Source organism: Cedecea davisae, from assembly GCF_044095835.1.
Lineage (GTDB): Bacteria > Pseudomonadota > Gammaproteobacteria > Enterobacterales > Enterobacteriaceae > Cedecea > Cedecea davisae.
Map to the genome: position 1 here is coordinate 4,825,820 of NZ_CP172054.1, position 24,354 is coordinate 4,850,173.

General features: G+C 57.2%; 23 protein-coding genes. 14 read left to right on the forward strand and 9 right to left on the reverse strand.

The annotated features are described in order from the left end of the window. Nucleotides 1-33 precede the first annotated feature (33 nt). Together ACG1VR_RS23080 and ACG1VR_RS23085 are read right to left on the reverse strand one after the other, a co-directional pair. Nucleotides 34-873, reverse strand: a complete 840-nt coding sequence (locus ACG1VR_RS23080) for a hypothetical protein (RefSeq protein WP_395489857.1) — start codon at nt 871-873, stop codon at nt 34-36. Further along, nucleotides 827-1,840: a type IV toxin-antitoxin system AbiEi family antitoxin gene (locus tag ACG1VR_RS23085; RefSeq protein WP_395489858.1), complete on the reverse strand. Its 1,014-nt coding sequence runs from the start codon at nt 1,838-1,840 to the stop codon at nt 827-829. Before ACG1VR_RS23085 ends, ACG1VR_RS23080 begins: the two co-directional genes overlap by 47 nt. Before the next feature lie 110 nt (nt 1,841-1,950). Here ACG1VR_RS23085 and ACG1VR_RS23090 point away from each other — a divergent pair, with 110 nt between their 5' ends. Beyond that, the gene (locus tag ACG1VR_RS23090; RefSeq protein ID WP_395489859.1) at nt 1,951-2,700 is read left to right on the forward strand and encodes a metallophosphoesterase; all 750 of its coding nucleotides are present in this window, start codon (nt 1,951-1,953) and stop codon (nt 2,698-2,700) included. 14 nt (nt 2,701-2,714) lie between these two features. On the opposite strand, the gene flhA is transcribed toward ACG1VR_RS23090, so the two are convergent. From flhA to hypA, 6 genes are all read right to left on the reverse strand, one after another. Continuing rightward, the gene (gene flhA / locus ACG1VR_RS23095; RefSeq protein ID WP_039899479.1) at nt 2,715-4,799 is read right to left on the reverse strand and encodes a formate hydrogenlyase transcriptional activator FlhA; all 2,085 of its coding nucleotides are present in this window, start codon (nt 4,797-4,799) and stop codon (nt 2,715-2,717) included. A gap of 108 nt (nt 4,800-4,907) precedes the next feature. After that, the gene (gene hypE, locus ACG1VR_RS23100; protein WP_395489860.1) at nt 4,908-5,918 is read right to left on the reverse strand and encodes a hydrogenase expression/formation protein HypE; all 1,011 of its coding nucleotides are present in this window, start codon (nt 5,916-5,918) and stop codon (nt 4,908-4,910) included. Further along, nucleotides 5,915-7,036, reverse strand: a complete 1,122-nt coding sequence (hypD, locus tag ACG1VR_RS23105) for a hydrogenase formation protein HypD (protein WP_395489861.1) — start codon at nt 7,034-7,036, stop codon at nt 5,915-5,917. Before hypD ends, hypE begins: the two co-directional genes overlap by 4 nt. Then, nucleotides 7,036-7,296 (reverse strand): HypC/HybG/HupF family hydrogenase formation chaperone, encoded by a 261-nt coding sequence (locus ACG1VR_RS23110; protein ID WP_395489862.1) that lies wholly within the window; start codon nt 7,294-7,296, stop codon nt 7,036-7,038. The genes hypD and ACG1VR_RS23110 overlap by 1 nt, the downstream gene beginning before the upstream one ends. Beyond that, entirely contained in the window at nt 7,287-8,150 is an 864-nt protein-coding gene (gene hypB / locus ACG1VR_RS23115; RefSeq protein ID WP_395489863.1) for a hydrogenase nickel incorporation protein HypB, read from the reverse strand. Before hypB ends, ACG1VR_RS23110 begins: the two co-directional genes overlap by 10 nt. Next, a complete protein-coding gene (gene hypA / locus ACG1VR_RS23120; RefSeq protein WP_279046637.1) occupies nt 8,143-8,505 on the reverse strand; it encodes a hydrogenase maturation nickel metallochaperone HypA in 363 nt (120 codons plus the stop codon). The genes hypB and hypA overlap by 8 nt, the downstream gene beginning before the upstream one ends. Nucleotides 8,506-8,806: 301 nt before the next feature. Here hypA and hycA point away from each other — a divergent pair, with 301 nt between their 5' ends. The 13 genes from hycA (at nt 8,807) to ACG1VR_RS23185 (ending at nt 23,017) form a co-directional block, all read left to right on the forward strand. Further along, nucleotides 8,807-9,262 carry a formate hydrogenlyase regulator HycA gene (gene hycA, locus ACG1VR_RS23125; protein ID WP_016538800.1) on the forward strand — a complete coding sequence of 152 codons (456 nt, stop codon included), beginning with the start codon at nt 8,807-8,809 and terminating at the stop codon, nt 9,260-9,262. Nucleotides 9,263-9,352: 90 nt separating this feature from the next. Beyond that, nucleotides 9,353-9,958, forward strand: coding sequence for a 4Fe-4S dicluster domain-containing protein (locus tag ACG1VR_RS23130; RefSeq protein ID WP_395489864.1), 606 nt, complete (start codon nt 9,353-9,355; stop codon nt 9,956-9,958). After that, nucleotides 9,955-11,763 (forward strand): formate hydrogenlyase subunit 3, encoded by a 1,809-nt coding sequence (hycC, locus tag ACG1VR_RS23135; protein ID WP_395489865.1) that lies wholly within the window; start codon nt 9,955-9,957, stop codon nt 11,761-11,763. Before ACG1VR_RS23130 ends, hycC begins: the two co-directional genes overlap by 4 nt. 9 nt (nt 11,764-11,772) lie before the next feature. Then, on the forward strand, nt 11,773-12,699 hold the full coding sequence (locus ACG1VR_RS23140) for a respiratory chain complex I subunit 1 family protein (protein WP_395489867.1): 927 nt from the start codon (nt 11,773-11,775) through the stop codon (nt 12,697-12,699). A 17-nt stretch (nt 12,700-12,716) separates the two neighbouring features. Further along, a complete protein-coding gene (locus tag ACG1VR_RS23145) occupies nt 12,717-14,426 on the forward strand; it encodes an NADH-quinone oxidoreductase subunit C (RefSeq protein WP_016538796.1) in 1,710 nt (569 codons plus the stop codon). A 155-nt stretch (nt 14,427-14,581) separates the two neighbouring features. Then, a complete protein-coding gene (locus ACG1VR_RS23150; RefSeq protein WP_016538795.1) occupies nt 14,582-15,124 on the forward strand; it encodes a formate hydrogenlyase complex iron-sulfur subunit in 543 nt (180 codons plus the stop codon). Beyond that, nucleotides 15,124-15,888 carry an NADH-quinone oxidoreductase subunit B family protein gene (locus ACG1VR_RS23155; RefSeq protein ID WP_279046654.1) on the forward strand — a complete coding sequence of 255 codons (765 nt, stop codon included), beginning with the start codon at nt 15,124-15,126 and terminating at the stop codon, nt 15,886-15,888. The genes ACG1VR_RS23150 and ACG1VR_RS23155 overlap by 1 nt, the downstream gene beginning before the upstream one ends. Beyond that, the gene (locus ACG1VR_RS23160) at nt 15,888-16,298 is read left to right on the forward strand and encodes a formate hydrogenlyase maturation HycH family protein (protein WP_395489868.1); all 411 of its coding nucleotides are present in this window, start codon (nt 15,888-15,890) and stop codon (nt 16,296-16,298) included. Before ACG1VR_RS23155 ends, ACG1VR_RS23160 begins: the two co-directional genes overlap by 1 nt. After that, nucleotides 16,291-16,773: a hydrogenase maturation peptidase HycI gene (hycI, locus tag ACG1VR_RS23165; protein ID WP_265438635.1), complete on the forward strand. Its 483-nt coding sequence runs from the start codon at nt 16,291-16,293 to the stop codon at nt 16,771-16,773. The genes ACG1VR_RS23160 and hycI overlap by 8 nt, the downstream gene beginning before the upstream one ends. A gap of 148 nt (nt 16,774-16,921) precedes the next feature. Beyond that, the gene (hydN, locus tag ACG1VR_RS23170) at nt 16,922-17,467 is read left to right on the forward strand and encodes an electron transport protein HydN (RefSeq protein WP_016538791.1); all 546 of its coding nucleotides are present in this window, start codon (nt 16,922-16,924) and stop codon (nt 17,465-17,467) included. Nucleotides 17,468-17,503: 36 nt separating this feature from the next. Continuing rightward, nucleotides 17,504-19,654: a formate dehydrogenase subunit alpha gene (gene fdhF / locus ACG1VR_RS23175; protein WP_172568717.1), complete on the forward strand. Its 2,151-nt coding sequence runs from the start codon at nt 17,504-17,506 to the stop codon at nt 19,652-19,654. Nucleotides 19,655-19,758: 104 nt separating this feature from the next. Then, complete coding sequence (hypF, locus tag ACG1VR_RS23180) at nt 19,759-21,990, forward strand: carbamoyltransferase HypF (RefSeq protein WP_395491139.1); 2,232 nt, start codon at nt 19,759-19,761, stop codon at nt 21,988-21,990. 4 nt (nt 21,991-21,994) lie between these two features. Further along, a complete protein-coding gene (locus tag ACG1VR_RS23185) occupies nt 21,995-23,017 on the forward strand; it encodes a HoxN/HupN/NixA family nickel/cobalt transporter (protein WP_395489869.1) in 1,023 nt (340 codons plus the stop codon). A 32-nt stretch (nt 23,018-23,049) separates the two neighbouring features. Here the strand turns inward: ACG1VR_RS23185 and avtA are convergent, their stop codons facing one another. Next, nucleotides 23,050-24,300 (reverse strand): valine--pyruvate transaminase, encoded by a 1,251-nt coding sequence (gene avtA, locus ACG1VR_RS23190; RefSeq protein WP_016538787.1) that lies wholly within the window; start codon nt 24,298-24,300, stop codon nt 23,050-23,052. Nucleotides 24,301-24,354: the final 54 nt, after the last annotated feature.

Here is a 24,354-nt window from a genome sequence, read left to right on the forward strand (position 1 = left end):
AGGCAGAAATACAGGGTTATGCCCAGTTTCCGGCTAAAGCGCCTCTTTATCAATCTCTGTATTACCCGTCAGCGTGAGCTCCTCCCAGAAATCATCAATCATCGTCTCAATATCTTCAGTATTACTTCCGGTGGTGTGCCGCGTGATGGCATCCTTCAGGCGCTCTCTATCCATGGATAACAGCGCTTGTTGAATCTCTGGTGAGGAAATCTGTGCCGTATCGCTCCCGGCAAGCCTGGCGCCTAATCTGTCGGGATTCCAGCCTACGAGTTCACCCCATTCTGCATTGTCGTACAGGCGTGCCTCTTCGATGACGGCGTACTCTTTAAGAATATTGAATATGTCGATAGCGTCTTTAGAGACTTCGCCTCCTCTGTCGCGCCAGGCAAACAGTTTTAGCAATAGCAAACCCGGCAGTGAGCAAAATCGAATAACTTCCCCGGTGCTTAACCGAATAGAAATCGAGTGATTAAATGCCTCCAGAAAGCCATCGACAGACATGATGAAATGCCTGTCAGGGGGCCAGGCGATAGCGTTTCCTTCAGCAACGCCACCAAATGGAATAATATCCAGCTCTGTTTTTTCCCATATCAGCCGGTGGGCATTCCCTGCTACTTCTTCTGCGCCCTGGTTGAGAATGGCCTGTTTTAACGCCGAGAATGGGTGCCAGTCTTTAATGAATATTGCAATATCAATATCTCGCGTATGGCGGCCACGCTTTCTTTCATACAGATGCGTTAAGACCACTTCCCTGGCCGTTGCACCGGCGACGAAGAAATCTATCTCAGCTTCAGCGCAGGTATTCGCTATACGAACGAGCAGAGATTCAGTTTCCGAAGAGAGCGGCTGTTTTAAGCTGTAGATATCTGTCATTCAATACCCCGGCGGTTTCAATGTTCCTGTCATCCTGAGTGGCGATTAATTCAGCGATACACAGTAAAACAACGGCTCTATCCGGGAGAGTGAAGCTTTCACCCCAAAAAGCCGAGGTCAGGTAAAAATTCCCTTTGGGATGAGATCGAAGATGCAGGCTGTCTTTACGATACAGTAGCGGAGTCGGCGTAATGAGCTGAATATTCTCGGGAATAAGATAGCCGTCACTAAGAATGCTGGCCGCAGCCTCGCCTCCCCAACATTCTCCTTGCTCAAGATGCTGAGAGCGCCAGTGAGGATTATCTTCCAGCCGCAGAGTCTTTAATTTGGGACGTAAGACGAGCGCATATTCGCGAATCCACAGCACAGTTAACGCATCGGGATCGGTGAGACGACGCCCCTGCTTTGACTGGCGGTAAAAACGTTGTGATTCCAGGTAGTCGAAAGCTTTACTCACCATTCCCAGCGATATTCCGGCTATCGATGCGAGCTGGCGGTAATTTGCATTAATCGCTGCCGGTTCCGAGAGCAAAACAAACAACAACTTCATCACTCCGAAAGACATTCTGCCGGGTTCGTCGCTAAAGGCATGGTTTTTACGGCCTGAAACTCGCAGAAACAACCCTGGAACGGTGATGCTGGTATTGCCTGCGCTATCAATAAAGTGGATGTTCTGTGCGATGCAATATCTTTCCAGGGCAGGGGTAATGCGGTCGCAGATAAGCAGGGCAGGCTGTGGAAGGTTGTGTGTAGCTTGTCTCTCCCGCCACAAAAGAAGATTTTCCTTTCGCGGACGGAAGCGGATTTGAAAAACAAAAGGGAATGCCCGCCCGTCGGGCGTTATGATGTCAATCAGACCGTCATAACCGCCGTCTTCGGGTGGACTTAACCTGTTGTGTACAGCAATTTTCAAACCTTCAGGAAGGTTGCGGATCAGCTCTTCGAATAGCTGTTCTTCACGGAACATGTGTTCACACCTTTATTGATGTTCATGATGCATGAACATAATTATTTTATGAACAAACGCGAGGTTGTGCAACATCCACAGGCTAAAGAACAGGCATGGGGCAGGTAATAATGATGATTATCTCTCTGGACAAGAACAGAAGCGGGCGTGACTTTGTTGTAGGAGATCTTCACGGCAGTTTCGAAGCATTTAGCAACTTACTAAAACATATTGATTTTGATGATCGGTGCGATCGGGTGGTTGCCGTTGGCGACATAATCGATCGTGGTAAAGATAGTCAGGCCTGCCTTGAACTTCTTAATTCCGGTTGGTTTTATTCGGTTCTCGGTAATCACGAAGATTTAATGCTGAAATGGTCGCTTTCTTCGCCTGAGCTACGCCCTGCTGTTGAACATCAGTGGTGTGAAGAAGGAGGACGTTGGTTCTTTTCTCTTCCGGGAAAACAACAATCCCGATGTATACAGCTGGCAGAGAAACTGCCGTTAGCCATTGTGATTGAATCAGGTTGCCATCTATATGTTGTCTTACATGCCGAAATTCCGCCAGAAATAGATGATTTTCAGGACTTTATCACCGGGATTGTCGAGGATGATCGGCAAATTATTCATTCGTGTCTGTGGGGACGAAGAAGAAAGCAGGGCAGGTACACCTCTGTGGTTCACGGTATCGATTATATTCTGGCAGGGCATTCGCCGTCGCACTTTCCCCGAATACGGCACGGCAATTCGTTGATTCTTGATTTTGGCGCTGCAGGCCAGGGCTTTGACTCCGGTTTGGGGCTACTGGAACTTGCCACGCAACGTTTGTATATACAGCGCCAAAATCAAATCGACATTCACGAGGCCGTCACTTTTCTATGACGGCCTGAAGGGATCTAAAGCGCCTCTTTATCAATCCCCAGACGCTTCATACGTGAAAGCAGCGTGGTCCGTTTGAGGCCTAAGCGCTGTGCCGCGCCGCGCGGTCCGGCAACAACGCCGTTCGTTTCTTTTAATACCCGTAAAATGCGCTGGCGCTCGTCCTCATCTTCGCGAACTTCCTCGCTGACGAAGGAGGATAGGTTGCGCTCAAGCGGAGGCTGCACCGTCATCTCCGGCAGGGAAAGATGCAGCACGTTGCCCCGCGTTAGCAGAACCGCCCTTTCTATCACATTTTCCAGCTCGCGAACGTTGCCCGGCCATTCCATACGGCTCAGGGCGCGCAGCGTTTCCGCCGGGATGCTGTCGATATTGCGGTTCAGGCGGTGCGCAATTTTAAAGGTGAAGGATTTCACCAGCAGGGGGATATCTTCCGGGCGCTCGCGCAGCGGCGGCAGGGTGATGGGAAAAACGTTCAGCCGATAATAGAGATCGCTGCGAAACTCCCGGTCGGCCACCATCTGCTTGAGATTGCGGTTGGTGGCGGCAATCAGGCGCACATCCACCTGCTGGATTTTGTTGCTGCCAAGACGTTCAAATTCCTGCTCCTGCAATACGCGCAGCAGTTTGGGCTGTAGCTCAAGGGGCATATCGCCGACTTCATCAAGGAACAGCGAGCTTTTATCCGCCAGTTCAAAACGCCCGATACGCTGCGTATTGGCCCCGGTAAAGGCCCCGCGTTCATGGCCGAAAAGGTCGCTTTCCAGCAGCCCGGCAGGCATCGCCGCGCAGTTTATTTTTACCATCCTGCGGCTATTGCGCTCGCTCAGGTTATGAATGGCGCGGGCAATCAGCTCTTTGCCGGTTCCGGTTTCGCCGAGGATCAGCACCGTACTGTCGCTATTGGCGACCATTTCCACCTGTTTGAGCACGATAGACATCGCTTCGCCCCGGCCGATGATTTCGCCGAAGTCGCTGCCGACATTGTTAATCTGCTCGGTGAGATAAAGGTTTTCATCCACCAGATTCTCTTTCAGGCGGTTAATTTCCTGGTAGGCGAGGGCGTTATCCACCGCAATGGCAATGCGCTCGGCAATCTGGCACAGCAGCTTGAGGTTGGCTGGGGTAAAGCCCTGCTCGCCGCACTTCGCAAGCTTGAGCACGCCCAGCATATTGTTGCCGAACTTCAGTGGCAGCAGGCAAAGCGTTTGGGTTTGGTTGCGCCACATCTCCAGCAGCATACGTTCATAAGGCGCCAGTTTGTCTCCCGGACACAGGTTAAGCAGCAGCATTTCGCCGCTTTTAAATACCCGTTCCGAGAGCGTGCCCGCTTCAATCACATCGCTCTGCTCATGAATCGGTGAGGCCTCATCAACAAAGTGGGTTGAGTAGAGCGTTAACCGGGATTTGCGGCTGCTTCGCAGCACAATGCTGATGGAATCAATGGAGAAGTGGTAATGGATCTCGCGGGCAATCTCGCTAATCAGCTCGTCCAGGTCGAGCTTCGACAGCACCGCATTGGTTACCGCAACAAGGATGCGAAAATCATCACGCTCGCGGCATAAAAGCTGGTGGTCGTGATTGGTGTCCAGCCGGGTCTGGATCTGTTCGGCCGCCAGGCCTACAACCTGGGCCAGAGTGTGCAGGCGGTTAAGCTCTTTTTCACTCCAGGGCGTCTCGCTATTGCGAATAAACTCGCAGCCGCCGAAGATCCGCCCCTCGGCGGCCAGCGGCAGCAGGCAGTAGCGGCCAAAGGGCGCATACAGCTCCAGGTCTGTCATCTGGGGCCAGGTTTCATAAAATTCATCCTGGCTGCAAACCAGCGCCTCCGGGCGTGAAAGTACCCGGCGGACAGGGCCGTTTGCCAGCGCCATCTCATCTTCGTAGTGCAGCTCTTTACCCTGCTTATCCTTGCCATAAAAGCTCACCCGCTGGTGCTGAGGGTGGTAAAGCAGGACGTTGACCCGCTCCGCCAGGCCGGACTGTTTTGCAAGCCGGGTCAGGCAGGTAGCGAGTTCAGTAAGACTGGGTTGTTGCAGCAGAGTCCGGGTGATATCAAACAACCCCTGCTGCCCGAGATCGCTCATCGGGGTGTATGGCATTTTGCTTTCCATTGAAAAACCCTGTGCAAAACACAGGGTTAAAATATTTTATTAATATAAATATAGTTTAAGTTTAATCAGTGCCGGGCGGACGCGTCATGGCGCAGGTCAACAAATGCGCGGTAACGGCTCAAAATGCGGCAGGTCGAGTGAGCGTTTAACGCCATAAAGCCCCGTCACCCTTACGCCTTTGCGTTCTACGGCTTCGCCGATAATGGCGGCTTGTTTACCGAGATCATGCTGCTTTAGCGCGTTTAAAATGGCGGGAGCGGCCTCGCGTGAGGCGGCAATAACCAGCTTGCCTTCATTAGCAAAATTTAAGGCATCCAGCCCCAGGAGTTCGCAAACGCCGCGCACCGCGGGCGTTAGCGGAAGCTGATTTTCAACGATTTCCATACCATAGCCGCTGGTATCGGCAAATTCGTGCAGAACCGCATTCACTCCACCGCGGGTGGCGTCACGCAGGGCTTTTACGCCCGGGATGTTAACCAGCGGGGCAATCATTGGTGCCAGCACCGCGCAGTCGCTTTGTAAATCGCCGTCCATTCCCAGTTGCTCGCGCAGGTTAAGGATCGTAGCCCCGTGGTCGCCCAGCGTTCCGCTGACGATGAGCACATCCCCGGCTTCTATTTGAGCCGCACCCCAGTTAACGGATGTCGGGATGGCGCCTATCCCTGCCGTGTTGATGAAAATTTTGTCCGCCGCGCCGCGCGGCACCACTTTGGTGTCACCGGTAACAATGGCAATATTCGCCGCGCGGGCGGCTCCGGCCATGCTGGTGACCACGCGCTCCAGCGTCTCAAGCGGCAGCCCTTCTTCGAGGATAAAACCGCATGAAAGCCAGCGCGGTATGGCTCCACTTACAGCCACATCATTGGCGGTTCCGCAAACGGCCAGCTTGCCGATATCCCCGCCGGGAAAAAACAGCGGGTCGATAACATAGCTGTCTGTAGAAAACGCCAGCCTGTCGCCGCTGGCGGTCAGTTGTGCAAGCGGAAGCCGGGCCTGATCTTCCTGCTCTGCCAGCCACGGGTTAGCAAACTCCCGCATAAACAACCCGGCGATCAGCTGCTGCATCGCCTGGCCGCCGCTGCCGTGGGCCAGCTCAATGGTTTTCATACTTCACACTCCTGCGAACGATACTGATACCACGCCGCGCAGGCTCCTTCGGAGGAAACCATCAGCGCGCCGAAGGCGTTTTGCGGATTACAGCCGCTGCCAAACAGCGGGCATTGCTGCGGTTTGCAGCGCCCGGTCAGCACGTCGCCGCAGCGTGCCTGCGGGTCGTCATAAACCTGCTGCGGAAGCGGTTTAAAGTGGGCTTCGGCATCAAACTGGCGATAGGCAGGGGTAAGCTGCACGCCGGATTCACTGATAACGCCCAGGCCGCGCCATTCGGCCTCGCCCTGCACGCTGAAGACTTCGCTAATTGCGCGCTGCGCCAGCAAGTTGCCTTCGTCGGGCACCACGCGTTTGTACTGATTTTCCACCTCGCTGTGCTGGCGAATTTTTTGCTCCACCAGCATCAGCACGCCCTGCATTAGATCCATAGGTTCAAAACCGGCGACAACCAGCGGGCGCTGGTGCTGCGAGGCAATAAAATCGTAGGCGGCTGTACCAATCACCATGCTGACATGGCCGGGAGCGAGGAATGCATCAATACCGTTGTCCGGCTCGGAAAGCAGGCTGCGTAAAGTTGGGATCAGCGTGATGTGCTGGCAGAAGAAGTAAAAGTTCTCCAGTCCCTGAGCTTTCGCCTGCTGCAACATGATGGCGGTGGCGGGCATAGTAGTTTCGAATCCGAGGCCGAAAAACACCACTTTGCGCTGCGGGTTCTGGCTCGCCAGCGTCAGGGCGTCCATCGGCGAATAAATTACCCGCACGTCGGCTCCGCGGGCTTTCGCCTGCATCAGCGAGCCATTTTTACCCGGCACGCGCATAGCGTCGCCAAAGGTGCAGAAAATCACTTCCGGGTGGCTGGCTATTTCGATACAGCTGTCGATGCGGCCCATCGGCAGGACGCAAACCGGGCAGCCGGGGCCGTGGATAAACTCAATGTTTTCCGGGAGCAGTTGGTCGAGGCCAAATTTAAAAATAGCGTGAGTATGGCCGCCGCAGACTTCCATAATGCGCAGCGGGCGTGAAGCGGTGTTAGCCAGCAGCGGTGCGCGCTGTTTCAGGGTCTCAATCAGCTGCATCACGCGTTCGGGGTCGCGATATTCGTCCACATAGCGCATTAGCTACGCTCCTCGCCGTACAGCAGCGCGCCCACGTCCGGCTCTACTTCAAACATGTTTTGCAAAGCGTCTAACGTGTCCCTCGCTTCCGCTTCGTCGATAACGCTCATGGCAAAGCCTACGTGAACCAGCACCCATTGCCCGACGGTGGCGTCTCCCACCAGGGCCAGATTGACATTGCGCTGCACGCCGCAGACGTCAACTTTTGCGCTGCCGTCCGCCAGGCGCTCAACGATTTGGCCGGGAATGCCTATGCACATCTTTCCGCCTCCAGCCAGGCCAGCCAGTCGTTAATGCCTTCGCCGTTGGCGGCGGAAACCAGAATAATTTTGATGTCCGGATTAACTTCCCGGGCGTAAGCCATGCACTTTTCAACGTCGAATTGCAGGTATGGCAGCAGATCGATTTTGTTCAGCAGCATCAGCGAGGCGGCGGCAAACATATGCGGGTACTTCAGCGGCTTATCTTCCCCTTCGGTTACCGACAGCACCGCCACTTTGTGGCGTTCGCCAAGGTCAAAGCTCGCCGGACACACCAGATTACCTACATTCTCGATAAACAAGACGCCGTCCCGCTCCAGCGGCAGGCGCAGCATGGCGTCGCGGATCATTTGGGCATCAAGGTGGCAGCCCTTGCCGGTATTCACCTGAATTGCCGGGGTGCCGGTGGCACGAATGCGCGCCGCATCGTTAACCGTCTGCTGGTCTCCTTCAATGACCGCGCAGGGCACATTGCCATTGAGCCGTTTTAGCGTTTCGGTCAGCAGGGTGGTTTTGCCGGAGCCGGGGCTTGAGACGAGGTTAAGCACAAGCTGATTCTGTTTGGCGAATTGCTCCCGGTTATGGGCCGCCAGCTGGTTATTTTTATCCAGCACGTTGAGTTCGATTTCCAGCATTTTGCGCTGGGTGATGCCGGGCGCATGGGTTCCCGCCGCGCCGTGGCCGTAATGCAGGTCGCCCTGCTCGTCCGCCGTTGGGGCAAATTTTACGCCGGTAATTTGTAATACCGGACGGGATGCCGGGGAAAAAGGGGCGCTGCGAAATCCTGAATGCGGGTTACGTTCATCCCCTTCGATATACAGGTTGCCTTCGCCGCAACCGCAAGTGCTACACATGAGCTACCTCCTGATCAATTTCCAGACGCTTAATCTGCACGCCATCGTCCGCCACAATACGCAGGTTGCTGCCGTCGCAGAGCGGGCAAAGCCGCACTCGCTGGGTCAGCAGGGTGATGTGTTGCTGGCAGTCGTAGCACCAGCATTCCGCTTCCTGTTGCTGGATGTGGAGTTCACAGCCTTCTGCCAGCGTGCCCCGGCAGACCAGTTCAAAACAGAACTCCATGGCGCTGATTTCTACGCAGGAAAAAGCACCCACTTCCAGCCAGACGCCGGTGACGCGGCGGGCATGATTCTGACGGGCATGGGTATCAATTAATTCGACTGCGCGCTGGCAGAGGGTGATTTCGTGCATGGTGCCTCCGGGTTAACTGGGGGAGGTAATGCAAAGACGGTGCCAGGCCTTTTCTTTGCCTCTCTACCCTGGGGAATTCGCGTGGGAGAGGGCCTTTTGTTTGTTCCCTCTCCCTCCCAGGGAGAGGGTTAGGATGAGGGTAAAAACCTCCGTCACTGAAAGTCAAAGATGACGAAATGACATGTCACTCCCGCACATATTCCGAAGGATTAAGTTATAAAACCCTTTAAATACAGTTAATTAAAAACATGGCATGAAACATGCCTTACGGAGGAACAAGTACATACAGAGTGAATAAAGAATGAACATTTGGGAACTGAGCGAGAAAGCTGAATATATTGCCGATAAGCATCAGCGCTTACTTTCGCAGTGGCATCACTACGGTAACACCCTGATTCAGGGAATAACCTTGTCGAAAGCGAAGCTGCACCACTCCGTGGGCTGCAATGCCGACGAAAGCCTGCGCTTCTTTTTATTTGACCACTTCGCCATCCATATCAGCCTGGCCGAAGGCTTTAACAGCCACACCATTGAGTACGCCATCGCCCTGCGTGACGGTAGCGATAAGGTGCTGATTGCAAAAGCCGTTATCGATGACGATGGCCGTATCGACAACCTCATCAGCAACCGCGATCGCGAAAAAGTGCTCGACCATTATCTCGAGCTTATTCGCCCGGTGTACGACAGCCTTTATCAGGCGGTGCATGACAACACCCCGCTTTCCCTGGCGCTGCTTCAGCAGTCTGCCGTGGCGTGAATGCGCTCTGGGGTGTCGGAAGCCTGTCGAAACGACAGCTTTTCGGCATGTTTTCGTCAAAAATGACGACAGTCACCTGAGGAAGTCCTGGTGAATCGTTTTGTAATCGCTGATTCCAAATTATGTATCGGCTGCCACACCTGTGAAGCCGCCTGTGCGGAGACGCACCGCCTGCACGGTTTGCAGTCTATGCCGCGCCTGAAAGTTATGCGCAGTGCGACAGAATCCGCACCGCAGATGTGCCACCACTGCGAAGATGCGCCCTGCGCCGGGGTCTGCCCGGTGAACGCAATTACCCGGGTGGACGGCGCGGTACAGCTGAATGAAAGCCTGTGCGTAAGCTGCAAGCTTTGCGGCATTGCCTGCCCGTTCGGCGCTATTGAATTCTCCGGCAGCCGCCCGCTGCATATCCCCGCTAACGTCAACAGCCCGAAAGCCCCGCCTGTGCCACCGGCTCCTGCCCGCGTCAGCACTTTGCTTGACTGGGTTCCCGGCATTCGCGCTATCGCGGTGAAATGCGACCTGTGCAGCTTCGACGAAAGCGGCCCGGCGTGCGTTCGCACCTGTCCGACCGGCGCGCTGCGGGTTATCGACAACAGCGACATCGCGCAGGCGAGCAAGCGTAAACGTGAGCTAACCCTTGGGGCCTCGCTCGGCGATCTGACCCTGTTTACCCAGCCAGAGGCGAGAAAATGAATGCTTTTCTATTGATTCACTGGGCGCTACTGGGATTTGTTATTAGCGCTGTTTTGGCCGGTGTTAGCGCATTTTATAAGCCAGTTAGCGGCTTTATTGCCGGAATTGGCGGCGCAATTAGCTCGGTACTGCTGCTGATTGCTGGCGCGCAGGGCCTGCTCGGGTTCAGCGGCGACGCAGAAATCTGGCACTGGCACCTTCAGCTTAACGCCTTCAACGGCATCTGGCTGGTCACCGTGGCGTTCTGCGGCCTGTTTATCTCGCTGTTTAACCTCTCATGGCATCGCCATCACGCGGTAAAAGCCAACGGACTGCTGATAAATCTGATCCTTGCCGCCAGCGTGGCTGCCCTGGTGGCCGATAACTTCGTCACCCTGGTGGCGATGGCGGAAATCATCTCTCTGGCGGGCTACTTCCTTACCGGCTGCCAGAAGTCCGGGCAGCTTTGGTTTGCGCTCGGGCGCCTTGGCACCGTGCTGCTGGTGATTGCCTGCTGGCTGCTGTGGCGGGAATTCGGCACGCTCGGCTATGGCGAGTTGCGCCATTTAACCAGCGGGGCCTCTCTTCCTCCGCAGGTATTGATTCTCGCGCTGCTCGGCTTTGGCCTTCTCGCAGGAATAATCCCGCTGCATGGCTGGGTGCCGCAGGCGCACGCCAATGCTTCGGCTCCTGCCGCCGCGCTGTTCTCCGCCGTGGTGCTGAAAATCGGCCTCTACGGCATTATGTGCTTCTCGCTTATCAGCAACGTGCTGCCGCTGTGGTGGGGCGTGCTTATCGTGGTGCTTGGCATGGTGACGGCGTTCATTGGCGGGCTGTACGCGCTGATGGAGCACAATATCAACCGCCTGCTGGCTTACCACTCGCTGGAAAATATCGGCATCATTCTGCTGGGCCTGGGCTGCGGCATGATAGGCATCGCGCTTAACGAGCCGGTGCTGCTGGCGCTTGGCATGACCGGCGGGCTGTATCACCTGTTCAACCACAGCCTGTTTAAGACCACGCTGTTTCTCGGCGCAGGCGCGGTGTGGTTCCGCACCGGGCATCGCGACATCGAAAAACTGGGCGGGATCGGCAAACGTATGCCGCTGATTTCGCTCTTTATGCTGGTGGGTTTGATGGCGATGGCGGCCCTGCCTCCGCTCAATGGCTTCGCCGGTGAGTGGGTGATTTACCAGTCGTTCTTCCGTCTTGGCAGCCTGCCGCTGTTTGTCGGGCGTTTTATCGGCCCGCTGCTGGCCGTCGGGCTGGCTATAACCGGAGCGCTGGCCGTGATGTGCATGGCGAAGGTTTACGGCGTGACCTTCCTCGGCGCGCCGCGCAGCAAGGAGGCTGAAAACGCCACCTCTGCGCCGTGGCTGATGAACCTCTCCGTTGGCCTGCTGGCGCTGAGCTGCGTTGCCGCAGGTGTTGCCGCTCCGTGGCTGCTGCCGCTGCTGCAACATGCCGTTCCGTTGCCGCTGCAAACCGCGCATACCGCCGTTTCCCAACCGATGATTACGCTGCTGCTGGTGGCCTCTCCGCTGCTGCCGTTTATTTTGATGATCGTTTTCCGTGGCGACCGTTTACCGAACCGTTCGCGCGGCGCGGCATGGGTCTGCGGCTACGATCACGAGCAGGCGATGGTTATTACCGCGACGGGCTTCGCACAGCCGGTGAAAGCGGCTTTTGCGCCGCTGCTCAAGCTGCGCAATACCCTGAATCCGGGGAAATGGGTGCCGGGCTGGCAGTGTGACTGCCTCGCCGGTACGTTCCGCCGTCTGGCGATGGTCGAGCTGGCGATTCTGCTGGTCGCGATGGTTGCCTGAGGAGCTGATATGACTACATTTTACTTTGCCCTGACCCAGGCGCTGGTGCTGTTTTTGGCCGCGCCGCTGCTCTCCGGCATTACCCGCGTAACCCGCGCCCGGCTGCATAACCGCCGCGGGCCTGGCGTGCTCCAGGAATACCGTGATTTGTTCAAGCTGTTTGGCCGCCAGAGTGTGGCACCGGCGGCGTCCGGCTGGGTATTCCGCCTGATGCCTTTTGTGATGGTCGGCGTGATGCTGACTATCGCTACCGCGCTGCCCATTGTCACTCTCGCCTCGCCGCTGCCGTCATTAGGTGACCTGATCACCTTAATTTATCTGTTCGCCATCGCCCGTTTCTTCTTTGCGATTGCCGGGCTGGATACCGGTAGCCCGTTCACCGGCATCGGTGCCAGCCGTGAAGCCATGCTTGGGGTGCTGGTGGAGCCGATTTTGCTGCTCGGGCTGTGGGTTGCCGCGCAGGTTGCCGGCAGCACGCACATCAGCAATATCGCAGGCACGATTCATGCCTGGCCGGTTGCCCAGAGCCTGACGCTGATTCTGGCGTTTGCCGCCTGCGCTTTTGCCACTTTCATCGAGATGGGCAAGTTGCCGTTTGACCTCGCTGAAGCCGAGCAGGAGCTACAGGAAGGCCCGCTGTCCGAATACAGCGGCGCGGGCTTTGCGGTGCTCAAATGGGGCATTTCCCTCAAGCAGTTAGTGGTGCTGCAAATGTTTGTCGGCGTGTTCCTGCCGTGGGGCCAGATGAGCGCCTTCAGCTGGAGCGGGCTGGCTATCGCCGTGGTGCTGGCGGTCGTGAAGCTGGTGGCGGGCGTACTTATCATCGCGTTGTTCGAAAACAGCATGGCGCGCCTGCGGATGCTCGAAACCTCCCGCATTACCTGGGCCGGTTTTGGCTTTGCCTTTTTAGCCTTCGTCTCCTTGCTGGCGGCGTGATTTAAGAGAATTTATCGATGTCTGAAGAAAAGATTGGTCAACATTACCTCGCCGCGCTGCATCAGCAATTTCCGCATGCCGTGATCGACGAGGCCTGGCAGACTAAAGATCAAATCACCGTCACCGTGAAGCTCAACATGCTGCCGGAAGTGGTGGAGTGGCTTTACTACCAGCAGGGCGGCTGGCTGTCGGTGCTGTTTGGCAACGACGAGCGCCAGCTGTGCGGCAACTATGCGGTTTATTACGTGCTGTCGATGGAAAGCGGCGTGAAGTGCTGGATTACCGTGCGTGTGGAAGTGGATGCCGACAAGCCTGAATTCCCGTCCGTTACGCCGCGCGTGCCCGCCGCCGTATGGGGCGAGCGTGAAGTGCGTGATATGTACGGACTTCAGCCGGTTGGCCTGCCGGACGAGCGCCGCCTGGTACTGCCGGACGACTGGCCGGACGATCTGTATCCGCTGCGTAAAGACAGCATGGACTACCGTCAGCGTCCGGCCCCGACCACGGATAAAGAAACCTACGAGTTCATTAACGAACTGGGGACGAAAAAGAACAACGTGGTGCCGATTGGCCCGCTGCACGTTACCTCCGATGAACCCGGCCACTTCCGTCTGTTTGTTGACGGCGAAAACATTATCGACGCCGATTACCGCCTGTTCTACGTCCATCGCGGCATGGAAAAGCTGGCGGAAACCCGCATGGGTTACAACGAAGTGACTTTTCTGTCCGACCGCGTGTGCGGTATCTGCGGCTTTGCCCATAGCACCGCCTATACCACTTCGGTCGAGAACGCGATGGGGATTGTGGTGCCGGAGCGTGCGCAAATGATCCGCGCCATCCTGCTGGAAGTCGAACGTCTGCACAGCCACCTGCTTAACCTCGGCCTGGCCTGCCACTTTGTCGGCTTTGACTCCGGTTTTATGCAGTTCTTCCGGGTACGTGAAATGTCGATGAAGATGGCGGAAATCCTCACCGGCGCGCGTAAAACTTACGGCCTTAACCTGATCGGCGGTATCCGCCGCGACTTGCTGAAAGACGACATGATCCAGACCCGCCAGCTGGCGCAGCAGATGCGCAGGGAAGTGAAGGATCTGGTGGATATCCTGATGAGTACGCCGAACATTGAGCAGCGCACCGTCGGGATTGGCCGCCTCGACCCGCAAATCGCGCGCGACTTCAGCAACGTAGGCCCGATGGTTCGCGCCAGCGGCCATGCAAGGGATACCCGAGCCGATCATCCCTTTGTGGGTTACGGCCTGCTGCCGATGGAAGTACACAGCCTCGACGGCTGTGACGTGCTCTCACGCCTGAAAGTGCGTATCAACGAAGTCTTTACCGCGCTGAATATGATTGATTTTGGACTGGATAACCTGCCGGGCGGCGCGCTTGCCGTGGAGGGTTTCACCTATATTCCAAACCGCTTTGCGCTCGGTTTCTCCGAAGCGCCTCGCGGGGATGATATCCACTGGAGCATGACCGGCGACAACCAAAAACTCTACCGCTGGCGCTGCCGTGCGGCGACGTATGCCAACTGGCCAACGCTGCGCTACATGTTGCGCGGCAATACGGTTTCGGACGCGCCGCTGATTATCGGCAGCCTCGACCCCTGCTACTCCTGCACCGACCGCATGACGGTGGTCGATGTGCGCAAGAAGAAAAGCAAGGTGGTGCCTTACAAAGAGCTGGAGCGCTACAGCATTGAGCGCACGAATTCGCCGCTGAAATGATTTTGATGCCTGGTCGGTGATGAGCAGCCCCTCACCCTAACCCTCTCCCCAAAGGGGAGAGGGAACTGGATCGAGCTAGCTTTCCCCCCTCTCCCTTCCAGGGAGAGGGCCGGGGTGAGGGTCAATCACTAAGACCAGGCAAACAAGGAAAACGCATGTTTAACTTCATTAAAAAAGCCATCAAGGGCGGCGTCGCAACCGAGTCATATCCGCTTCAGCCGATTGCCGTTGACCCAAATTTCCGCGGTAAACCGGAACATAACCCGCAGCAGTGCATCGGCTGCGCGGCGTGCGTAAATGCCTGTCCTTCCAACGCTCTTAGCGTGGAAACCGATCTGGCTAAAGGGCAACTGGCATGGCGCTTTAACCTCGGGCGCTGCATCTTCTGCGGCCGCTGCGAAGAAGTCTGTCCGACCGCCGCCATTAAGCTTTCTCAGCAGTACGAGCTGGCGGTGTGGAACAAGGCGGACTTCCTCCAGGAAGCCCATTTCCCGCTGTGTCATTGCCGGGAGTGCGGGCGTCCATTCGCGGTTCAAAAAGAGATCGACTACGCGATTGCGCTGCTGGAGCACAACGGCGATGCGCGCGCGCAGGCTCGCCGCCAGGGCTTTGAAACCTGCCCGGACTGCAAACGCCAGCAGAGCCTGGTGTCTTCCGACCGTATTGATTTTACCCGCCAGATGAGAGAGGCCAGCTAATGAGTGATTTACTTGGGCCACGCGACCATAACGGCATTCCGGTGCCGCTGACGGTGGACGAGTCCATCGCCAGCATGAAGGCTTCGCTGCTGAAAAACATCAAACGCTCGGCCTACGTTTACCGCGTGGACTGCGGCGGCTGCAATGGCTGTGAAATTGAGATTTTTGCCACACTTTCACCGCTTTTCGATGCTGAACGCTTTGGTATCAAAGTGGTTCCTTCTCCGCGTCATGCCGATATTTTGCTGTTTACCGGGGCGGTAACCCGCGCTATGCGTTCCCCGGCGCTGAGGGCGTGGGAATCGGCTCCCGACCCTAAAATCTGCATTTCCTACGGCGCATGCGGCAATAGCGGCGGTATCTTCCACGACCTTTACTGCGTGTGGGGCGGCACCGATAAAATAGTGCCGGTAGACGTTTATATTCCCGGCTGCCCGCCGTCGCCCGCCGCCACGCTGTACGGCTTTGCGATGGCGCTCGGCCTGCTGGAGCAGAAAATTCAGGCCCGTCCGGCAAGCGAGCTGGATGTGGAACCGGCGAAAATCCTGCACCCGGATATGGTTCAGCCGCTGCGCGTGCGCATTGACCGGGCCGCTCGTCGCCTGGCGGGCTACCGCTATGGCCGCCAGATTGCCGACAGCTACATGACAAACCTGACCGCAGGCGGCGATGCCGTGCAGCGGTGGCTGAGTACGGAAAACGATCCGCGCCTGACCGAGATTGTGGCCAATCTTGAAAATCTGGTGCATCAGGAGCGCGTGTAATGAGCGAGTCGGTGGTGTTTTGCCAGCTCAGCCGCAAATTTGTCGATGATAGCGACAATACCCCGGCTGACGCGCAGCAGGTGGTCTATTACAGCCTGGCTATCGGCCATCATCTTGGCATCATTGATTGCCTGAAAGAGAGTCTGGTCTGCCCGTATGAGGCTTACCGGGAGTGGATCTCCACGCTTGAAGGCGGCAGCGAGGCGCGGCGCAAAATGGAAGGCGTGCCGCGCTATGGCGAAATCGTCATCGACCAGAACCACGTTGTGATGCTGGCGCGGGCGCTGGACGCGGCCAAACCGACTCAGACCCCGGAGCAGCAGGCCTGGAGCCAGGCGCTGCTCGATATGCTTCAGGCCATTCAACAGGAACCCGCCATCTACCTGATGGTTCGGAGGCGTTATGACTAAAGTTTTACTCTGCGTCGGCAACAGCATGATGGGCGACGACGGCGCAGGCCCGCTACTGGCAGAAAAGTGCCAGGCTTCCCCTCAGGGCGACTGGATTGTCATTGACGGCGGCACCGCGCCGGAAAACGACGTGGTTGCTATTCGCGAGCTGCGCCCGGAGCTGCTGCTGATTGTCGATGCTACCGACATGATGCTCAGTCCCGGCGAGACTCGCACTATCGACCCGGATGACATTGCCGAGATGTTTATGATGACCACCCACAATATGCCGCTGAATTATCTGGTCGATCAGCTTAAAGAAGATGTGGGTGAAGTTATTTTCCTGGGCATTCAGCCGGATATCGTCGGTTTTTACTACCCGATGACCGAAGCGATAAAAACGGCGGTGGAAACCGTTTATCAGCGGTTGGCGAGCTGGGAAGGTGACGGTGGTTTTGCGGCGCTGGAGGCTTCTTTCGAGGACACGGGTGACTAAGTCGCCCGTGATGTCATCGTCATAAGTGTCGACGTCACCGAAGTTAGAGAAGGGATTCTCTATAACATAATGAAAATATTGAGTTTTAAAAACTGGCACGGTTTATGAATAAGAGTCAGCAATAACGCACTTATTGCAGGAGTTTATGATGAACCGCTTCATCATTGCTGATTCGAGCAAATGTATTGGCTGCCGCACTTGTGAGGTAGCCTGTGTTGTATCCCACCAGGAAGAACAGGACTGCTCTGCGCTGACCGCGCAAACTTTTCTGCCGCGTATTCACGTCATCAAAGGCGTAGATATCTCCACCGCAACCATGTGCCGCCAGTGCGAAGACGCGCCCTGCGCTAACGTCTGCCCGAACGGCGCAATCAGCCGCGATAAAGGCTTTGTCCACGTCATGCAGGAACGCTGCATCGGCTGTAAAACCTGCGTTGTTGCCTGCCCGTACGGTGCGATGGAAGTCGTTGTCCGCCCGGTTATCCGCAACAGCGGCGCAGGGCTTAAGGTGCGCGCTGAAAAAGCCGAAGCCAACAAGTGCGACCTTTGCCATCACCGCGAGGCTGGCCCTGCCTGTATGGAAGCCTGCCCAACCAACGCCATCCTCTGCATTGACCGCAATATGCTGGAGCAGATGAGCGCCGAAAAACGCCGCCGTGCCGCGTTCGATACCAACGTCTCCCTGAGTTTTTAATCCCAAGCATTTCAACTTTTAACAGGTCTGTTACTGATGAAAAAGATTACCAGCGTCTGCCCATACTGCGGTGCGGGCTGCAAACTGAAACTGGTCGTAGAGAACAATAAAATTATTCGCGCCGAAGCGGCGGAAGGCGTCACTAACCAGAACCAACTGTGCCTGAAAGGCTATTACGGCTGGGATTTTCTCAACGACACCAAGCTGCTGACGCCAAGACTCACTCAGCCGATGATTCGCTACGAGAAAGGCGGCAAGCTTCAGCCGGTAAGCTGGGAAGAGGCGATTAGCTACACCGCGAAACGCCTGAAGGCGATTAAAGAACAGTTTGGCCCTCGCGCCATTATGACCACCGGCTCTTCACGCGGTACCGGGAATGAAACCAACTTTGTGATGCAGAAATTCGCCCGTGCGGTGCTGAATACCAACAACGTAGACTGCTGCGCCCGCGTTTGCCACGGGCCGTCCGTTGCCGGGCTACAGGCCACGTTAGGGAACGGGGCGATGAGCAACTCCATCGGCGATATCGAAAACTCCAAATGCCTGCTGGTGGTGGGTTACAACTGCGCCGACTCGCATCCCATCGTGGCTCGCCGGGTGATTAAGGCCAAAAGCAACGGGGCAAAAATTATCGTTTGCGACCCGCGTCGCATCGAAACCGCCCGCATCGCAGACCAGCATCTGCAAATCAAAAACGGCTGCAATATGGCGCTGGTCAACGCCTTTGGCTATGTGCTGCTGGAAGAGCAGCTGTACGACAAAGAATACGTGGCGAAATATGCCGAAGGGCTGGAGGCCTACCGCGAAACCGTTAAAGGCTATGCCCCGGAAGACGTGGAGCATTTAACCGGCATTCCTGCTCAGCAGGTTCGCCAGGCGATGCGCACCTTCGCCGCCGCGCCGTCCGCCACCATTATGTGGGGCATGGGCGTAACCCAGTTTGGCCAGGCGGTAGACGTGGTGAAAGGGCTGTCGAGCCTGGCATTGCTGACCGGCAACCTCGGGCGTGAGAACGTCGGCGTTGGCCCGGTGCGCGGCCAGAACAACGTGCAGGGTGCCTGTGATATGGGCGTGCTGCCAAATCAGTTCCCCGGCTACCAGGACGTGGTTGACCCGGAGGTTCGCGCTAAATTCGCCAAAGCCTGGGGAATCGACCCGGCGGTGATGGATGACAAAGTCGGCGTGCGCATTACCGAAGTGCCGCACCTGGCGATGGAAGGCAAGGTAAAAGCCTACTACATCATGGGTGAAGACCCGCTCCAGACCGAAGCGGACCTGGGCCTGGTACGCAAAGGCTTTGAGGCGCTCGATTTTGTCGTGGTGCAGGATATCTTCATGACCAAGACCGCCGAAGTGGCCGACGTGCTGCTGCCCGCGACCTCCTGGGGCGAGCACGGCGGGGTGTTTACCTGCGCCGACCGCGGCTTCCAGCGCTTCGAAAAAGCCATTGAGCCGAAATACAACGTCAAGCGTGACTGGGAAATCATCAGCCTTCTCGCCACAGAGATGGGCTACCCGATGCACTACGAAGATAACCAGCAAATCTGGGACGAGCTGCGCGAGCTATGCCCGCTGTTCTACGGCGTGACCTACGAAAAAATGGGCGATATGGGGCATGTACAATGGCCGTGCCCGACGCTGGATCACCCCGGTACGCCTTATCTCTACAAAGACAGCAAGTTCGATACCCCGACCGGCAAAGGCCAGCTGTTTGCCGCCGAGTGGCGTGCGCCTGCCGAGGTCCCGGACGAAACTTACCCGCTGGTGCTTTGTACCGTGCGTGAGGTGGGCCACTACTCCTGCCGTTCGATGACCGGCAACTGCGCGGCGCTGCAAACCCTCGCCGACGAGCCGGGCTTTATGCAAATCAACCCGCAGGATGCCGACGAGTTGGGGATCAAAAACAATCAGCTGGTTTGGGTTAGCTCTCGTCGGGGCAAGGTGATTAGCCGGGCGGACGTCAACGAGCGCATTAACAAAGGCTCGGTATATATGACCTACCAGTGGTGGATCGGGGCCTGCAACGAACTTACCCAGGACAACCTCGACCCTATCTCCAAAACGCCGGAGACCAAATATTGCGCGGTAAACGTGAGTGCGATTGAGGACCAGACCTGGGCTGAGAATTATGCGCAAACGACGTATAACGCGATGAAAGCTCGCCTGCGCGAGGCGGTAGAAGCGTGATCTTTACCCTCACCCCGGCTCTCTCTCTGGAAGAGAGCGAGGGACGATCGGAGTCCGGAGCAGAGCCAAAACTCGATCCGTCCTCCAGTCCCTTTGGGCAGAGGGTGAGGGGCACCTTACTCCGTATTCGCGGCAAAGTGCAGGGTGTTGGCTTCCGGCCATTCGTCTGGCAACTTGCACAGCGCCTTAAGCTAAGCGGCGACGTCTGCAACGACGGCGAAGGCGTACTGGTGCGCCTTGGCTGCGGCCCGGATGAGCTTATTGCCGCGCTTTACCGTGAATGCCCTCCGCTGGCGCGGATCGACAGCGTGGAACAATGGCCCTTAGAGGGAGAGGCATTGCCCCAGGGCTTTACTATCCGCCACAGCAATAGCGGCTCGATGGATACCCAGATTGTGCCGGATGCCGCAACCTGCCCGGCGTGCCTGCGGGAACTCAACGATCCAGCTGACAGGCGCTATCGCTATCCGTTTATCAACTGCACCCACTGCGGGCCGCGCTTTACCATTATCCGCGCCATGCCTTATGACCGCCCGGCAACCGTGATGGCGGCATTTCCGCTCTGCGCCGCCTGCGATGAAGAGTATCGCAACCCGATGGACAGGCGTTTTCACGCCCAGCCGGTAGCCTGCCCGGACTGCGGGCCGCAGATCTTCTGGCAGTGCGGCAAGCAGCGTATTGGGGGCGAGCAGGGGCTTCAGCGGGCCGTTAGCATTCTGAAAAGCGGCGGTATTGTCGCAATCAAAGGGCTGGGTGGCTTCCATCTCGCGGTTGACGCCCGCAACACCGCTGCGGTTGAGCGGCTGCGCAAGCGTAAACAGCGGCCTGCAAAACCGCTGGCCGTGATGGTCCCGGATGCCGAAGGATTACCGGCTCAGGCCGTCAGCCAGCTTGCCACGCCTGCCTCGCCCATTGTTCTTGTGGCGAGCAGCACTCTGGAAGGGCTGAGCGGCGCCGTTGCGCCGGGGCGTAATGAAATCGGCGTGATGTTGCCCGCCAACCCGCTTCAGCACCTGCTGATGCAGGATTTCGACGGCCCGCTGGTGATGACCTCCGGGAATGTGAACGGCAGGCCGCCCGCTATCGACAACCAGCAGGCTCTGGATGAGCTGGCGGAGATTGCCGACGGCTGGCTGCTGCACAACCGCGACATACTCCAGCGCATGGATGATTCCGTGGTGCGCGCCAGCGGCGAGGTGCTGCGCCGCGCCCGAGGTTTTGTGCCGGATGCCCTGCCTCTCCCGCCGGGATTTAGCGGCGTGCCGCCGATTCTGGCGCTGGGGGGCGATCTCAAAAATACCTTCTGCCTGGTTCGCGGCGGGCAGGCCGTGCTGAGTCAGCATTTGGGCGATCTCGCTCAGGAAGGCGTAGAGCAGCAGTGGCGGAGGGCGCTGACGCTGATGTGCGATATTTACAGTTTCAGGCCGGAGCACGTCGCCCTGGATGCTCATCCTGCTTACCGTAGTGCGAGCCTGGGGCGCGAGATGGCGCTCCCGGTTAGCCCGGTTCTGCATCATCATGCCCACGCCGCCGCCTGCCTGGCCGAGCATGGCTGGCCTTTAGACGGCGGCAAGGTTATCGCCCTGGCGCTGGACGGAATTGGCTACGGCGCGGATGACCAACTCTGGGGCGGAGAATGCCTGCTGGTGGATTACCAGACCTGCGTTCACGCTGGCGGCCTGCCTGCGGTAGCGCTGCCCGGCGGTGACCTCGCGGCGCGGCAGCCCTGGCGCAACCTGCTGGCTCAGTGCGAGGCGTTTGTCCCCGGCTGGGAGCAGTATTGTGACACTGCGGTGCTGCGCGAGCAGAACTGGCAGCCGCTGGCGAGGGCCATTGTGCGCGGCGTTAACTCGCCGCTCGCCTCCTCCTGTGGCCGTCTTTTCGATGCGGTTGCCGCCGCGCTTGGCTGCGCACCGCTTGAGCAAAGCTACGAGGGCGAGGCCGCCTGTCAGCTTGAAACTCTGGCGCTGGAAAGCGGTTTTTGCCGCCACCCGGTGACGCTGTCGTTGATGAACGGTCATCACGATATGGCCGTTTTCTGGCAGCAGTGGCTTGGCTGGCAGGCACCGCTCGCTGCCCGCGCCTGGGCGTTCCACGACGCGCTGGCTAAAGGCCTGGCGGAGCTGGCTCGCCACCATGCGGCACTTGCCGGTACAACGACCGTTGTTTGCTGCGGCGGCGTACTGCATAACCGCCTGATGCGCGAACGTCTCGCCTTCTATCTCTGCGATTTAAATGTTTTGTTCCCGACACGGTTGCCTGCGGGCGACGGTGCCCTTTCTCTGGGGCAGGCAGTGGTTGCTGCCGCCCGTCTTATGAACGACCCACAAGGATAAAAAGATGTTTTTGCGTGTTCTTCGTGCCAATCCACGCGCCGGTCTCCTGCTGGCGGTTTTAGCGGCGGCTAATCTTGCGGCCTGGGCCTGGGCGCTGGTGACCTTTCACCACAGTTCGGCGCTGATGGCGGCAAGTCTGCTCGCCTGGTGTTATGGCCTGCGCCATGCGGTAGATGCCGACCATATCGCGGCTATCGATAACGTTACGCGCAAGATGATGCAGGAGGGCAAGCGCCCGTTTGGCGTCGGCGCATGGTTCTCGCTCGGGCACTCCAGCATTGTTATCCTGGCGTCGATAGCGATTGCCGCCACGGCGGCGGCTTTCCAGAAAAATATGGGCTGGTTCCATGATGTCGGTGGCACCATCGGTACGGCGGTATCGGCCTGCTTCCTGCTGGCAATGGCGCTGGTGAACCTGATTATCCTGAAAGGCATCTGGCGTAACTTCAGCCAGTTCAGGCGCGGCGGAGCGTTAACGGCCGAGCAGACGGAAATCACCGGCGGCGGCATGATGAGCTGGCTGTTTAACTCCACCTTCCGACTGATTGGTAAAAGCTGGCATATGTATCTGGTGGGCTTCCTGTTTGGCCTGGGCTTTGACACCGCCACCGAAATTGGGGTGCTTGGTATCTCAGCCGCCAGCGCATCCTGCGGGATGTCCATCTGGTCAATTCTGGTATTTCCGGCGCTGTTTGCCAGCGGCATGGCGCTGATAGACACCCTCGACAACGTGATTATGGTGGGCGCGTACGGCTGGGCCTTCAACAAGCCGCAGCGCAAGCTCTACTACAACATGACCATCACCGGCACTTCCGTGGTGGTGGCATTGTTCATCGGCGGCCTTGAGGCGCTTGGCCTGTTGGTGGATAAGCTGGATCTTCAGGGCGGCGTCTGGGAATGGGTCGGCATGCTGAATGACAACCTCGGCAACGCCGGTTTTGTGGTGGTGGCGCTGTTTATCGCCTGCTGGGGTATTTCGATGCTCAACTACCGCTGGAAGGGGTATGACTCTTTAGCTGTTCATTAATATGAAAAACGGGGCGCAAAGCCCCGTTTTTTTTAAGCTTCCGCCCAGGCTCGCTCAATTTCTTCGGCCAGAATTTTCACTCCGGCTTCAATTTTCTCCGGCTCCGGCACGTAGTTCATGCGCATGCATTGATGCGTGTGCGGCCACGGCTTATCCAGCCCCGGGAAGAAGTAGTCGCCTGGCACCATCAGCACGCCGCGCTTTTTCAGGCGCTGATACAGTAGCTCAGTAGTGATCGGCAGGTCTTTAAACCACAGCCACAGGAAGATTGCGCCTTCCGGCTTGTGAATAAGGCAGCGTTCCGGCGACAGATAGCGGCGAATAACGGCGATAGTTTCGTGCACGCGCTGGTAGTAGAACGGCTTGATAACCGTCTCTGACAGGCGCAGCAGGTCTTTGCGCTTAATCATTTCGCAGGCCATCGCCGGGCCAATACCGCCGGGCGCCAGGCTAATAATGCCGTTCATGTTGCCGATGGCGGAGATGATTTTCTCGTTAGCGATAATAATGCCGCAGCGGCTTCCCGGCAGGCCGAGCTTGGAAAGGCTCATGCACAGAATGATGTTCGGGTTCCACAGGGGGCGAGCTTCGCTAAAGATAATGCCGGGGAACGGCACGCCGTAGGCGTTATCGATAACCAGCGGAATGCCGTGCTGATTTGCCAGGGCATCGAGCTTCATCAGCTCTTCGTCTGTTATCACGTTGCCGGTTGGGTTGGTCGGACGCGAAACACAAATCATGCCGGTATCTTCGCCGATATGGAGGTGTTCGAAGTCAACATGATACTTAAACTGGCCTTCCGGCAGCAGTTCGATGTTCGGGCGGGTTGAGACAAACAGGTCTTCTTCAAGCCCGGCATCCGCGTAGCCAATGTATTCAGGAGCAAGCGGGAAAAGCACCTTTTTGGTGCTGCCATCCGCATGACGTCCGGCGAAAAGGTTAAACAAGTAGAAAAACGCGCTCTGACTGCCATTTGTCAGTGCAATATTCTGTGGTTCGATATCCCAGCCTAATTCTTCGCGCAGCATTTCGGCCAGCAGTTTTAGCAGCTCACTTTTCCCCTGCGGACCGTCGTAATTGCAGAGCGTATCGGTCAGTTGGCCGTTGGCCAGCATCCCGGAGAGCAGCTGCTGGAAATAATCGTTCATCGCCGGAATCTGCGCAGGATTGCCGCCGCCGAGCATGATAGCGCCGGGGGTGCGTAAACCGTCGTTGAGATCCTCCATCAGGCGTGTAATGCCTGCATGGCGGGTAAATTTGTCGCCGAAAAGTGAAAACGTCATAACGTGGGTCTGCTGAATACTTTTAGAAAGAGGCTAACCATAGCGCTACAAATA

What these genes read in the sequence shown, in the direction of transcription:
- ACG1VR_RS23080 (WP_395489857.1), bottom strand. Translation starts at nt 873, where the DNA reads ATGACAGATATCTACAGCTTAAAACAGCCGCTCTCTTCGGAAACTGAA.
- ACG1VR_RS23085 (WP_395489858.1), bottom strand. Translation starts at nt 1,840, where the DNA reads ATGTTCCGTGAAGAACAGCTATTCGAAGAGCTGATCCGCAACCTTCCT.
- ACG1VR_RS23090 (WP_395489859.1), top strand. Translation starts at nt 1,951, where the DNA reads ATGATGATTATCTCTCTGGACAAGAACAGAAGCGGGCGTGACTTTGTT.
- flhA (WP_039899479.1), bottom strand. Translation starts at nt 4,799, where the DNA reads ATGCCATACACCCCGATGAGCGATCTCGGGCAGCAGGGGTTGTTTGAT.
- hypE (WP_395489860.1), bottom strand. Translation starts at nt 5,918, where the DNA reads ATGAAAACCATTGAGCTGGCCCACGGCAGCGGCGGCCAGGCGATGCAG.
- hypD (WP_395489861.1), bottom strand. Translation starts at nt 7,036, where the DNA reads ATGCGCTATGTGGACGAATATCGCGACCCCGAACGCGTGATGCAGCTG.
- ACG1VR_RS23110 (WP_395489862.1), bottom strand. Translation starts at nt 7,296, where the DNA reads ATGTGCATAGGCATTCCCGGCCAAATCGTTGAGCGCCTGGCGGACGGC.
- hypB (WP_395489863.1), bottom strand. Translation starts at nt 8,150, where the DNA reads ATGTGTAGCACTTGCGGTTGCGGCGAAGGCAACCTGTATATCGAAGGG.
- hypA (WP_279046637.1), bottom strand. Translation starts at nt 8,505, where the DNA reads ATGCACGAAATCACCCTCTGCCAGCGCGCAGTCGAATTAATTGATACC.
- hycA (WP_016538800.1), top strand. Translation starts at nt 8,807, where the DNA reads ATGAACATTTGGGAACTGAGCGAGAAAGCTGAATATATTGCCGATAAG.
- hycC (WP_395489865.1), top strand. Translation starts at nt 9,955, where the DNA reads ATGAATGCTTTTCTATTGATTCACTGGGCGCTACTGGGATTTGTTATT.
- ACG1VR_RS23140 (WP_395489867.1), top strand. Translation starts at nt 11,773, where the DNA reads ATGACTACATTTTACTTTGCCCTGACCCAGGCGCTGGTGCTGTTTTTG.
- ACG1VR_RS23145 (WP_016538796.1), top strand. Translation starts at nt 12,717, where the DNA reads ATGTCTGAAGAAAAGATTGGTCAACATTACCTCGCCGCGCTGCATCAG.
- ACG1VR_RS23150 (WP_016538795.1), top strand. Translation starts at nt 14,582, where the DNA reads ATGTTTAACTTCATTAAAAAAGCCATCAAGGGCGGCGTCGCAACCGAG.
- ACG1VR_RS23155 (WP_279046654.1), top strand. Translation starts at nt 15,124, where the DNA reads ATGAGTGATTTACTTGGGCCACGCGACCATAACGGCATTCCGGTGCCG.
- ACG1VR_RS23160 (WP_395489868.1), top strand. Translation starts at nt 15,888, where the DNA reads ATGAGCGAGTCGGTGGTGTTTTGCCAGCTCAGCCGCAAATTTGTCGAT.
- hycI (WP_265438635.1), top strand. Translation starts at nt 16,291, where the DNA reads ATGACTAAAGTTTTACTCTGCGTCGGCAACAGCATGATGGGCGACGAC.
- hydN (WP_016538791.1), top strand. Translation starts at nt 16,922, where the DNA reads ATGAACCGCTTCATCATTGCTGATTCGAGCAAATGTATTGGCTGCCGC.
- fdhF (WP_172568717.1), top strand. Translation starts at nt 17,504, where the DNA reads ATGAAAAAGATTACCAGCGTCTGCCCATACTGCGGTGCGGGCTGCAAA.
- ACG1VR_RS23185 (WP_395489869.1), top strand. Translation starts at nt 21,995, where the DNA reads ATGTTTTTGCGTGTTCTTCGTGCCAATCCACGCGCCGGTCTCCTGCTG.
- avtA (WP_016538787.1), bottom strand. Translation starts at nt 24,300, where the DNA reads ATGACGTTTTCACTTTTCGGCGACAAATTTACCCGCCATGCAGGCATT.